Annotated in this window: 12 protein-coding genes; 4 read left to right on the top strand and 8 right to left on the bottom strand. The window is 39.2% G+C overall.

Annotation, left to right across the window (positions count from 1 at the left end; all coding sequences use genetic code 11):
- Nucleotides 1–101 precede the first annotated feature (101 nt).
- The 5 genes from H5125_RS02640 to H5125_RS02620 form a co-directional block, all read right to left on the bottom strand.
- Nucleotides 102–677 carry a bifunctional 2-polyprenyl-6-hydroxyphenol methylase/3-demethylubiquinol 3-O-methyltransferase UbiG gene (locus tag H5125_RS02640; protein ID WP_182743469.1) on the bottom strand — a complete coding sequence of 192 codons (576 nt, stop codon included), beginning with the start codon at nt 675–677 and terminating at the stop codon, nt 102–104.
- Entirely contained in the window at nt 649–1557 is a 909-nt protein-coding gene (locus H5125_RS02635) for an HNH endonuclease domain-containing protein (protein WP_182743468.1), read from the bottom strand. Before H5125_RS02635 ends, H5125_RS02640 begins: the two co-directional genes overlap by 29 nt.
- 253 nt (nt 1558–1810) lie before the next feature.
- Nucleotides 1811–3859, bottom strand: coding sequence for a DNA phosphorothioation-associated putative methyltransferase (locus tag H5125_RS02630; RefSeq protein ID WP_182743467.1), 2049 nt, complete (start codon nt 3857–3859; stop codon nt 1811–1813).
- A 42-nt stretch (nt 3860–3901) separates the two neighbouring features.
- On the bottom strand, nt 3902–4072 hold the full coding sequence (locus tag H5125_RS02625; RefSeq protein ID WP_182743466.1) for a hypothetical protein: 171 nt from the start codon (nt 4070–4072) through the stop codon (nt 3902–3904).
- 17 nt (nt 4073–4089) lie between these two features.
- Nucleotides 4090–4680 carry a hypothetical protein gene (locus H5125_RS02620; protein WP_182743465.1) on the bottom strand — a complete coding sequence of 197 codons (591 nt, stop codon included), beginning with the start codon at nt 4678–4680 and terminating at the stop codon, nt 4090–4092.
- A 373-nt stretch (nt 4681–5053) separates the two neighbouring features.
- Here H5125_RS02620 and H5125_RS02615 point away from each other — a divergent pair, with 373 nt between their 5' ends.
- Nucleotides 5054–6058, top strand: a complete 1005-nt coding sequence (locus tag H5125_RS02615) for a DUF4382 domain-containing protein (protein ID WP_182743464.1) — start codon at nt 5054–5056, stop codon at nt 6056–6058.
- Nucleotides 6059–6253: 195 nt separating this feature from the next.
- Here the strand turns inward: H5125_RS02615 and H5125_RS02610 are convergent, their stop codons facing one another.
- Both H5125_RS02610 and H5125_RS02605 read right to left on the bottom strand, forming a co-directional pair.
- Entirely contained in the window at nt 6254–6607 is a 354-nt protein-coding gene (locus tag H5125_RS02610; RefSeq protein WP_101031310.1) for a YkgJ family cysteine cluster protein, read from the bottom strand.
- Between the two features lie 259 nt (nt 6608–6866).
- Entirely contained in the window at nt 6867–7547 is a 681-nt protein-coding gene (locus tag H5125_RS02605; RefSeq protein WP_182743463.1) for an Hpt domain-containing protein, read from the bottom strand.
- Nucleotides 7548–7766: 219 nt separating this feature from the next.
- Here H5125_RS02605 and H5125_RS02600 point away from each other — a divergent pair, with 219 nt between their 5' ends.
- The 3 genes from H5125_RS02600 (at nt 7767) to H5125_RS02590 (ending at nt 11355) form a co-directional block, all read left to right on the top strand.
- Nucleotides 7767–8174: a response regulator gene (locus tag H5125_RS02600; RefSeq protein WP_182743462.1), complete on the top strand. Its 408-nt coding sequence runs from the start codon at nt 7767–7769 to the stop codon at nt 8172–8174.
- Between the two features lie 3 nt (nt 8175–8177).
- A complete protein-coding gene (locus tag H5125_RS02595) occupies nt 8178–10928 on the top strand; it encodes a PAS domain-containing protein (RefSeq protein WP_182743461.1) in 2751 nt (916 codons plus the stop codon).
- A gap of 265 nt (nt 10929–11193) precedes the next feature.
- A complete protein-coding gene (locus tag H5125_RS02590; protein WP_182743460.1) occupies nt 11194–11355 on the top strand; it encodes a hypothetical protein in 162 nt (53 codons plus the stop codon).
- Nucleotides 11356–11612: 257 nt separating this feature from the next.
- Here the strand turns inward: H5125_RS02590 and H5125_RS02585 are convergent, their stop codons facing one another.
- On the bottom strand, nt 11613–12491 hold the full coding sequence (locus H5125_RS02585; RefSeq protein WP_101087147.1) for an NAD(P)-dependent oxidoreductase: 879 nt from the start codon (nt 12489–12491) through the stop codon (nt 11613–11615).
- Nucleotides 12492–12776 lie beyond the last annotated feature (285 nt).

Below are 12776 nucleotides of genomic sequence, written 5' to 3'. Positions count from 1 at the left end.
TAAGAGTTGACGTGATTAAACATTTTAAATAGCAGAAAAGAGGCCATAGGATAAATTATTCTGATGATATTCTACAGCTAAAAATCGTAAAAAAAATCGAATTAAGCCGATTTTTTGAGAATTACATTTAACCATTGTTGTTGTCGATTAAGTTTAGTGCTGTCTTCACTAATCCAGATTTCTATTACCTTGAATGAATTGGGTAAATAGCGTGGAAAAGTATCGGTCGTTTGGTTGTTAAATAATCTACCATCGTTTTCTGTATCTTCTTCGCCAAGTTTAAATGAACAATATAAATATCCATTAGGCATTAATAATCGCCCTAAATGTTCTATTGTTTTGAGCAAGTCATGGCGAGGTACGTGAAGTAATGACGCACAAGCCCAAATGCCATCAAATTTGGTTGGTGGAGCGAAATCGATGAATGTACTGTGGATTACTTTAATGTCGGTGTAATTTTCGGCGAGTAAACAAAGTGATTTTGATGCATCAAATGCAGTAACCTTAAACCCCATATCGATGAAAGATTTAGTGTCGCGACCAGAGCCGCATCCTGCATCTAGAATACTTCCGTATTTAGGAATATAGGCTAAGAATTTTTCCTGCACGCTGGACATGTCGGCATCGACCGTTGAATTGAAATAGTTATTAGAATTCTGATTGTAAAATTGAGTCATCTGATTGCTTCCAAGTCCAGTTTTGTTCAAATCCTTGAAGTGCGGCGGAGTCTATTAGGTTAGCAATTAACTCGGCAAGCTTTCGTTTAAATTCGGTTTCATTGGATAAATCATCTATCGTGCAGTGCAATGTGCATAGATAGTCTTCAATTACGGCTTTATTATTGTTTTTTAATGCGAAGGTTATCACTTGGACATGAGTTGATGTGAAACTATCAATAAAAGTCTTATTGGGCAGTTTGTTACTTTTTGATGAGTTACAGCTGCTTATGATGGGGATTAAGTTCCAATATTGATTGTGTGCGACATATGTCCAAGGAATGAAATGGTCTAATGCATAATTTGATTTAGTTAATATTTCACCAGTAAAAATGCATTCATGTTGATTGTCTTCTAAGTACTCGTCCCAAAATTTTCTTTGTTTTACTAATGATATGCGGTCAAAATCAAGCCAAGTTTTACTAGTGATAGTTGGGGTGTTTGGATTTTTAGCTTGTAGGTATTGTACCCAATTCAGTTCAACCCAGCCTGAAATAATGGCAAAGTTTTGCTTAATATATTGCAGCCATTGAGCATGTATAGTCAATTTAACCAACTTATCTGTTTTACAATGTTCAATTTTATAAATTGGATATCTATCATCAAAATGTAGACAAGAGAGTTTGGTGGTTAATGCATTTTTGATGGCATCATCTGCTTCTTGTAATTCATTACTAAAAAAGGGCTGTAGCAGTCTATAGGGGACATATTTAAGTATTTTTTTGGTTATGGCTACATTGTTATTTAGGCTAATTTTGTCTGTAATCGATTCAAAATGATTTTTACTGCTACTCGCGAGATCAATATCCAACAATGATAATACAGAAAGATGTTTATACATTTGGTCTTGTGAGCCTAAGTTGAGTTTATAATAAACAGAAGGTACCCAAGCATGAGCAAGAATAAGGGTCGAGAGCTGTTTGCTATCAATAACACCATTTACATGTAATTTTGAGCTTATGATAGTTAACAGTGATTTGAACAGAAGTAGTTTATATGAGTTTGTTGTGTTGTTGAAAATTCTGCTAAACGCCGCTATGTCTAGCGTTGGATCATTGGGTAGCATTTGGATTTATGTTTTCCGTTTTAACACATTAAGATTTTTGTACTTTACCAGACTTTATTGTGAGATTGACGATTATCTTGTTAAATTTTTTCAGAATAAATTCAATATATTGTAATGATAAATTAGCTAGTTCATCAGTTTCCTTGATTAACATATTTTGTAGTTTTTGTTCGAAGATTAATTGCTTCTGATAACACGGATCGTTATCTGCTAGATAACAATGCTTATCCATCAACACCGGCCGTTTATCCACTTCCACATAATCAAAAAAGTCGACATCGAGCTGCCACATCTTCACCTTAATGCGCTCGCGTAAGGTGGGTAGTGGGCTGGTGTCGAAATTATCGTATCCCATAAAGCTGACTTTACCTGAAGTGATATGGATTTTAACTAGATCGATTTCATCGAGTTCGCCATACAGTTGCACTGCTGCGCCAACATAGACACGCAGTAATGCGGGCAGGTAACTTAAGTATTTTTTATGGAACTCAAGCGAGTGACCGTTATTGAGTTTACTTGCAGGCAGTTTGTTGTCGTGTGCGTCGATACAAGCTTGTTCAATAAGCTGGGTGTCTGCGATGGCAAATAACAATACTTTGGCTTCGCTGATGGCGACTTTATAAGTATCAAAAAATATTTTGATGTCGCGTTTTTGCTCGTCGGGTAATCGACTGTAACCTTTGTGTTGCTCGAACTGACTCAATGCAAAGTATACCAGTAAGTCTTCACGCCTTAAGGCTATGGCTTGTTCAAATTCGAGTTCAGCTGATTCGCCTTGCACTTGTATCAGTAATTTAAAGGCTTTTTTAGCATTACCGAAATGCATTGTAATGTTGGCGGATTCGGCAAACTCGTCATCTACTGGTAAGCGGCCAAGCTCTAAACATCTGTCCCAAAACGCGGTTAACAATGTTTGATGTTGAGTGAATAGTAATCTGGCTTGTTCTTCGGATGTTGGTGTCGGTGTGGTTATTTGGTGCCATTGGTGATGGCGTTGATGCCGCTTGGCTAAAAAGCGTTGCTCTTCTATTTTGTCACGGAAAATATAATAAATGCCTGGTGCAACAGCGATAGCATTTTCGTCTAACGTGCGTTCGATATAACCTTTTAGCTCTGCTTGGGCATAATATTTTTGAAACGTATTGCGTGAGGTAATGACACCGTCTTTATAGGGCGTAAATTGACTGATAAAGCTGTCGTTTGCCAGCATGGCTGACACTACCAATAACTTTCTAGATAGATGCCAAGCGCCTCGTATGGCTTCTGTTCTTTCTATTGCATCTTCGATGACGTTAATGACAAAACCAATGTTAACAATGTCGGACTCCACTTTGTCAGCGTCTGGGCAAAAGTTAGGGTCCCAGCCTAATGCTTCTAAACCGTGGGCTTGCAGTTCTCTTAAATCGTCCCCTCGACCACATCCATAATCAAATACACTGTAATCACCGTTTAAATAACTTTGTTTGGCAAGATGCTTCATCGGTGAGCTTAAGTCGTGTCTTACCAATGCAGTTTTATGTCTGTCGATATTGCTGCTGTCATCGTTTTCAGATGCAAAACTAGAACTTCTAAAAAGCCGTCCATCAACGAGTTCGTAGCCGTGTTGTTGGATTATTTTTTCCCACGATTGTTTAAACCCTATCATGCGACTTTTGGTATACAAGCCTGCATTTTCACCTTCTTGGGTAATGGCTTCAAACTCATCATAACTGGCATGTGAGCTTGGCAACATGGTTTCTTTGCGATGCAGAATAGGTGGATTGTCGCTGGACAAGTATTGGGTGATGCGATGTTCAAGCTTACTTAAATCAACGGTAACGCTTTGCGTAAGTGCAGGGTAGGCTTCGGTAAAAAAAGTAGGGTATGACAAGAGTGATAATTTGAATTCAGCTTTACTCAGCTTGATGACTTGCCAATCGTCGAGTGGGATTTTTAACGCATTACTCACCGCAATGATGAAACCACTGAGCTGTTTATCTATTTCTGCGAGGCCGTCCTGGTGTAAATAATGGGCGTCGGGTAATTTTTTCCCTAACGGCATTGTTGTCACAAGCTTTTTAAATAAAACTGCATCCATAATGTATTTCCATTTCGTTTAGGTGATAAATCTCAACGAGGTTTACTTTTGTTCGATTAAGTACCAAAAACTGTTGCCTTGTTTTTTGTGCTTAATTTTTCCAGCTTGGCGCATATGCATTAAATGACAAGAAGATATTTTGAGCAGCCGCATGGTGTCTTTACTGTTTAGCCATTGCGACGTTTTATCTATTTCTGTTTGAGGTTTATCCATGTAGCCTCGTGTTGCTGTTAATAACCCACTTGCTGGATCACCGCGATTGCCGTTTCATCACGGCCTTTTTTAGACGGTACGCGATGGCCGGTCTCGGCATTGGTTTTCATGGTTTGTATAAACTGATTCATTTGCGGGCCAATGCTGATGTGTATTGGTCGATTTTTACCGTAGTAGTACAGGCGATCAAATTTCAGGTTTTCACACATCCATAGTGCAACTTGCTGCATATCAATCGGTTGGTCATTGTTGCTGCTTACTAGGGTAAAGTCACAGGCGGCACCTAGGCGATCGCAGATGATTTTTTGATTTTGATTGAGTTCGTGCGAGCAATGTTGATCAAGCTTTGGGGCAATATGCGGATTACGATTTTTAGCTATTTTTCTAACAAGCTCGGGTGAACAAAAACCATAGGTGAGCGAAATAGGGCCAAATTGGTCGACGATTGGATCAAGTATTTGGGTGGCCAATAAACTCAGGGCGCGCCAGGTGTCAGGTTGTAATGGCAGGTTTTCAATATTATGTTCGAGCGCGGTTGCACCACAATTAATGAGATCTGCGTAAGTGAAAAAGCGGCTGGCTTTACCGTTGATATTATAGGTAAACAATCAAAATCCATCGTGTACGTTCATTTGGGACAACAATAGCGCTTATTGCTCAAGCTGGCTAGATGGAACTGTGGGATGGTTGTGAGATTGATTAAATATCGTTTAATATCATATTTTTTGAAGTGAAATGGGTGTTAAATTGTCGTTAATTTTTGTTTATCAAAAAAATATAATAATTTAATTATTTACTGAGCTTTGTTATAGAGCTCAGTAAACAGCCCATATTGCTGAATTGAATACTTACAGGGTTATTGAGTTTTGATTGTATAAAAATCGAAGATTGTATAAAAATCGAACATGATTTATTTAGTGATCAATACTTTTTACAGTTGTAAAACAAACAGTAAAAAATGCACGATTAATGAGGTTTATTATGAAAAAGCTTAATACGTTACTTGCCGTCTCGATATCGACTTTACTGGTAGCTTGTGGGGGGAGTGACGATAAAACAGACTCTCCTCAAATGGGGGTATTTAGTTTAGGTGTATCAGATAACCCAAGTGATGCAAAAGACGTGACGATCGTTTTTAAACAAGTTGTGTTAAAAAATGACTCGGGGAGTATTTCGTTTGATGTGTCAGATGATGGTGCTTTGAAACAAGTTAATTTACTTGAATTTCAAGGGCAAGCAGTTGACACACTTGTGAGTGGGCAAAGTATTCCTGTTGGTGAATACCAAATGTGTATTTATATGCAAAGAAGTGAAACCCCGAATGCGGACAGTTCATATGTCATAACCAATGACGATAATTTATTTGGTTTAACGACCAACAGTAATGGTTCATGTGGCGGAGTCGGTGCAACGGATACCGATACTGGACGGCTATTTTTTAATAAGGCATTTACGATTGCAGCAGGCACAAATAGCTTTGTTGCTGAGTTTGATCTGTCTAGTGGATTACAAGACCCCCATGGCAATAAAGACTACTGGACTTTAAAACCTACGTCGGTGCAGTTACATAACATTTCTGAAGTTGGTGCGATTGAGGGAAGTATTCCTGCTGACATGATGACTCAATGTGAAGTTGCCGCTGGCGGAAGTGCATTTAGCCATGCGGTTTATTTATATCAAGATACTGCGCTATTAGAAAATATGGCTGATTTTAATATTGATGCCGTCGTTGCTCCAGACGCTGCGCCTATTGCTTCTGCAAGAGTTAACGCTATTTTAGATCAAAACAATCAAGTGATAGGCCAAGGCTATGAGTTTGGTTTTGTGGTAGCGGGTAATTATAGTCTGGGTTACACCTGTGTTGCACAGTACGATGATCCAGATGTAAAAAATACACTTGATGATGTAGAAAGTCCTTTCTTTTTACATGCTGATTTACAAGATATTGAAGTGACAAATGGTACTGTCGCGAATGGTGAGTTTTAAGCTCATCTAACATTTAGTCTTATGCTGGCATTTTCGTGAATACGAAAATGCCTTTATATCAGCATAATCATTGTGCGTGTGTCGTTGGCATGCCTTGTTAATGCATTGACTGGTATTCCTATGCCGCCTTACCAGACATAAATATTATCTGTTCTGGCAGGTTCTATCACTGCAGTATTTACTACAGATCAAATGTCAAACTAATACTTGGCGGGTGTTGGCGATATAGTGATGGATCTGCGCCTCAGTTTTTGTGTCAATCATCACTTCCGGTCGACGGTGCTCAGGGCAAGGCATACGTGGTGTTGTGCCAAAAACACGACATATCAATGGGCGCTCTTCATAAACCTCGCAACCATTTGGACCTAAGTATACGCAGTTCCACTCTTTTAATGCGGCTTCATGTTGGGCGTTAGTTTTAAAGGGGAGGCGTGCCATTTCTTCAGAAGATGTGGTTACTGGACCACAACAATCGTGACAACCTGGCTTACATTCAAATGACGGAATGCGTTCACGCAGCAGATCGACTATCTCTATGTTATTTTTCATTAATGCCTAACGTTTAAAGAGTTCGCGGACATTATACGTCGATAGTGGGCTGACTAAAAGTTGCCAAGGTATATATTTGGCCGCAACTTATTTAGTAGCCACTTATTTAGTAGTCACTTATTTAGTAGTCACTTATTTAGTAGCAATGGGACCCTTTGTGCAGGATGGTATATTAGTGGAATAACACTTTTTGTTTAATATTTGCCTAGTGGCATCAAAGATAAATCTGCTTTTACACCAAGTAACGGCTAAATGGCTATTACAACTTGTTGGATAATGAAGATAATGCAACAAGTGCATTGTCGAAATCTAATATTTCTACTGCATCATATAGCACTGCTAATTCATGCTTAACCAATAAATTATTTGCCAACATATTTTGCAGATTTAGGATGATATTCACCGCTTCTAGATTGTTATTTTCTAGGTGTTGTTTCAGTTCTGCGAGCATCGCGGTGAGCTCTGGGATTGAATAATCAACTGTTGGGTGTTGTGTTTCAACGTCTTTTTCTGCTAATAAAGCATGGATTTTTGACAGTTCAGCTTGTGTCACTGAATGTAACTGGGGCGCCAGTTCGACACAAAGTATCTCAAAAGCATTTGAACTATTCGCGTCCTTGAGTTTTATCTCCCAGGCACATAAGGCTTGATAGATTGATGTTAAGCCAGCTGTCCCAGAAGTCCCTTTAAGGGTATGAACAATGACCAATATCTCATTGGTGTTGTTTTGCAAGATCATCTGTTCTAGATTATTCAGTTGCTGATCCAGATTTGCTTCAAAAACCTTTAGTAAACGCCGATAAAACTTTTCATTACCACCAAAAGGCTTAAGTAAACTTTCTAGCTCCCTATTATCATATTCTGATCTAAAATTATTAATGTCATGTTTATTCATTTCATCAAAGGGCTGCTGCTGAGCAGTAATTTTAGTAGATTTCATATGTATGACTCTCGGAACATGATGACTTTCTAAGTACACTATAGAAAAGATAACAGCAGTTTACTGTATTATTGAGTTTCAATGGATGTCCTATCATCATAAAAAGTTAGGATTTATTGTTAATCAATAGCTTAGTTTGCTTCAACAAAAATTATAATGCAATATTAGTCGATATAATTCGACATATTTGGGGTTTACGCCAATCAAACTGGAGTCGGCATGCAATTAGATAAAATTTTACACGTAGAGGATGATGAGTCGATTCGAATCATTGTTGAAATGGCTCTCGTTGATATATCTGGATTTACCCTGTTGGCTTGTGATGGCGGACATGAGGCCATTAGCCAAGTGGAGGCTTTCGCACCAGATTTAATATTGTTAGACGCCATGATGCCGGGTATGGATGGTATACAAACGCTGATTGAAATTCGTAAAAAACCAAATTGTTTAAACATTCCAGCTGTTTTTATGACCGCGAGGATTCAGGAGTCTGAAAAACAAGAATATTTGGATGTTGGTGCCGTTGCTGTGATTGAAAAACCCTTCGATGCTATGAGTCTAGGTGATAGGTTAGAATCTATTTATCAAGCTAGCTTAATCTCTCAAGAAATCCACAATCAAGAGTAACTTATGCAAACTCCTGTATTTCCTATTTCCGAGACAGAAAGACTTACCGCGCTAAATAATACTGGGCTGTTAGATACGGGCCCAGAAGAACGTTTTGATCGTTTAACGCATTTAGCTCAACTTTGTTTAGGCACGGAAATTGTGCTTATTTCATTGGTAGACTCCAATCGCCAATGGTTTAAGTCGAAACAAGGTTTAGATGCATGCGCGACAAGCAGAGATATTTCATTTTGTGGCCATACCATTTTAGGCGATGGTATTTTTGAAGTTGCTGATGCTCAGCTTGATAGTCGGTTTGCTGACAATCCATTAGTTGTATCTGCGCCGTTTATTCGATTTTATGCCGGTGTGCCTTTAGTGTGTAATGGTGAAAAAATTGGCACACTTTGCTTTATTGATAGCAAACCTCGCCAGTTCACTGACAAAGAACGAGATATTGCATACGGTTTTGCTAAAAGTATTGAACAAGAAATTATTGATAGATTACAAGATCAAGCACATGAGCAATTAGTGGCAAGCGAGCAAATGTACAGGTCGGTGCTTGACGGAACGAGGATCGGTACTTGGCAATGGAATATTCAAACGGGTGAAACCCATTGCAACGAACGTTGGGCTGAGATTATCGGTTATACGCTTGCCGAGCTAGAACCCATTACCATTGATACTTGGTTATCCATGATACATCCCGATGACCTGGACTATTCAGATGCAGCTTTAGATGATCACCTCAATGGCTTAATTCCATTTTATGACGTTAAATGCAGAATGAAGCACAAAGATGGTCATTTTGTATGGGCGCATGATCGAGGCAAAGTCGTTTCTTATACCGCAGATGGTAAGCCATTGATGATGTATGGCACACATGCTGATATCACCAAAGAAAATAATAGTAACTTAGCATTATTACAAAGCCGAGATCAGTTTAAGACCTTGGTTGCCAATATACCGGGAATGACTTACCGATGTCTGCATGATGAACATTGGACCATGCTGTATATGAGTGAACATATTTATGCACTTACAGGCTATCCTGCCAGCGATTTTATCAATAACGGTCAGCGCAGTATTGTTAGTATGGTTCATCCTGATGACAGGGCATTGGTATTTGAAGTCATCGAAAAAGCTGTGCTTAGTCATTCTAGTTGGGTATTAAATTGCCGTCTTTTGCATAAAAATGGATCTGTTATATGGGTAGAAGAACGCGGCGCTGCTGAATATGACAGCAACGGTGTCGTTCAACACCTTGACGGTTTTGTTATGGATGTTAGCAAAGAAAAAAAACTGCAAGACCAATTGTACAAACTGACACAGCAGCTTCCGGGTGTGGTTTATCAGTATCAGGTGTGGCCAGACGGACGTAGCGCATTCCCATATGCTAGCTCTGGAATCGAAGATATTTATGGTGTTAAACCGGAAGATGTTCTAACAGATGCTTCCAATGCATTTTCTACAATTTATCCTGAAGATGTTCCTGCAGTTGTTCAGAGTATTGAAGTCTCTAGCCAACAACTGACTATATGGGAACAGGAATATCGTGTTTACCGGGATGACAAATCGATAATATGGTTATTAGGCAGAGCAACACCGGAAAGGATGCCAGATGGTAGTACGTTATGGCATGGCTATATTCACGATATTACCCAAACTAAAGAATACTATCTCAAACTTGAGGATCTCAATCTTCAGCTGAATGTTACTCAGCAAAGCCTTGATTTAGCGAGTGAGCAAGCCAAAATTGGTTATTGGCATGCATCGCTTGAGCATGGAACATTTTGGTGGTCACCTATTATTTATCAAATTTTTGGGTTTAACGCTGAAGATGTGGTGCCGAGTTCTACATTGTTTAAAAATGCTGTTCATCCTGACGATATCGATAAAGTACTTAAAAATGAGCAGCAGACTCGTTCGACAGGTATTGTTAACGAAGTTTACCGAATCATCCGCCCTAATGGGGATGTTCGCTGGGTACATGAATTAGGACAGCTGGTTGCCGAAGATCAGAATCCGGATAAGATAATGATAGGTTCTATGCAAGATATTACCGAGCGGATGACATTACAGAAAATTAAAGATGAATTCATTTCAACCGTGAGTCATGAGCTTCGCACTCCGTTAACATCAATTTATGGCGCATTAAGTTTATTGCAGTCTGGTAAGTTGGTCACACTACCTACAAAAGCGGAGAAGTTGGTTGAGATTGCGAGCAGTAACTGCAAGCAACTTAGTCGTTTGATCAATGACTTATTAGATATTGAAAAACTGGCTGCTGGTAAAATGTTGTTTGAAATGAAACGATTAAATGTAGTTCCACTTTTACAAAGAGCTATCAATGATCATCAACCATACGCCGACCTGCATAAAATTACTTTGGCGTTACATGTAGATAAGCAAATAGATGAGTTGTTTGTATATGTTGATGAGCATCGTCTGTTACAAATTCTGACTAATTTTCTATCCAATGCGGTTAAATTTTCTCCCGAATCGGGGAGTGTAATATTGTCTGCGACTGTCACTTCTGATGAAATTGAAATTGCTGTACAAGACCAAGGAGCCGGAATCCCTGAAGATTTTAAGAGCAAAATATTTGCAAAGTTTTCGCAAGCAGATGCAAGCAGCTCTAAAGTGAAAGGAGGCACGGGTTTAGGCTTAGCCCTTTGTAAGGAGCTTGTTGAAGCAATGAACGGAAGCATTGACTATCGCTCCGAACCCGGCTGTGGCGCTCGGTTTTTTGTTAGATTACCCTTATCTGTTTAACGTAAAAACAATATCGTGAGTTTAATCTACCGCTACATAAGTGTGGATTTGGCAACATATTTCGACAACATTTTATTCAAAGCAACCAGCTAGTATTGACCACTAGTGATAATAATAAAATGGTGACTTAATCTGAGTGTGATTTGAAACAACCGTTGTCGACATATATGACTCGAGAGAGGCAATGGTCCTGATCCATTGTTAAATAATATCAATACAGAAGAAGTGATGGCTGTAATCGTCCGGCAAATCAGTTGGTGTTTTGATGCACTCATGGATATTGAAGTCTGCGATTATATTATGTTTAACCAGCATGCATTGGTGTTACACGGAACATAAAGTCGAAGCGTTGATGAGTATTGAAATCGATACTGTAGACGTTAGCGGTAATCGTAGCGGGCATTGGCAGCAGTATTGGCAGCGGTAATAACACTTATACCGAGTGACTTTATACAGAGTGACTTTTTTAATGAGCAGAAGTGTAGTGAAGAGTGGTGAAGTTAAAAGTGCTGCAGTTAAAAGTGCTGCAGTGAAAGGTTGTGTAGCGAAGTGCAATGTAGAGTCTTAATGATAGTTTTAGTTTTAGTTTTGGCTTTAGTTTAAGTTTCGGCTTTAGTTTTGAGATAGACCTTTTCATCTGCAATCGTCACAGATGAAAAGGTTTTATTCACTCAGCTTTATGAATTACTTAGCTAATTTTACAAAGTAGTCAAATATCTCAGGTACATTGCCGTTACCTAAACCCGCGTCAAATGCAGCTTGTAGATTAGCAGATGAACCTTCAGCAATTTTAGATTCTGTGCCTAAGTCTTCTACCATTTTTAAGAAGTAGCCAAGATCTTTGTTAGCGTTAGCAATAGAGAAGCCTAAATCGCTTACACCGTCTACTGCATAGTTTTTACAGAATTTCATGAACGGTGAGTTAGATGGACCCGCTGACATGATGTCGAACAGTTGCGCACGGTCAACACCAGCAAGATCTGCAACAGCAAAGGCTTGAGACATAGCACAAACGGTAGTCATACCCATAAAGTTGTTGATTAGCTTAGTCGTGTGACCTGCGCCTAATGCACCTAAATGGAATACGTTTTCGCCTTGCTCGTCTAATACTGGCTTAACCTTATTAAAGGTCTCAAGATCGCCAGCTGCCATGATGTTGAGTAAACCGTCTTTAGCGTGAGCAGGAGTACGGCCGAGTGGGGCATCAATCATACCTGCGCCTTTTGCTGCAAGGTCTGCACCAATTTTACGCGTAGATGAAGGAATTGATGTACCAAAATCAACCAGTACAGAACCTTCTTTAATGCCCGCTAGAATACCATCGTCACCATAAACCAGTTTTTCAACTACGGCAGATGTGGTTAAGCACAGCATAACGATGTCGCTAGATGCAGCAAGTTCTTTTGCTGTCGTTACGGTTTTTGCACCGCGAGCAACACATGTAGCAACCGCTTCTTTATTAAGGTCCATTACATTTAGCTGGTAACCTCTGTTTTGTAAGTTCTCAACCATGTTGCCGCCCATAAGGCCAAGGCCGATAAAACCGATGACTGGTTTTGTCATGTCTAACTCCTAAATATATTGGTAAATGCGTATTTCAATTTTATTCAGCTCACCGAATGTGCCAGTGCGCTATGTAATTTGTATAAAGAGCCATCTTGAGTTCAGGATTGCTATAAGCCAATTGAGTGGGTTAATGTCCTTTCAAATGGTGTATTCCTGTTTACTCTTCAAAACGACTCATTATTTATCATTTAATATTGCCGGACTGAAAATATCGGTAACAATGATGCTTACTCTTGCTTGAATTGGTTATCAAGTGGTATTACAAAATTGTAAGTAATACTA

Source organism: Shewanella sp. SR44-4 (assembly GCF_014163715.1).
Classification (GTDB): domain Bacteria; phylum Pseudomonadota; class Gammaproteobacteria; order Enterobacterales; family Shewanellaceae; genus Shewanella.
This window is presented reverse-complemented; position numbering and strand designations above follow the sequence as displayed.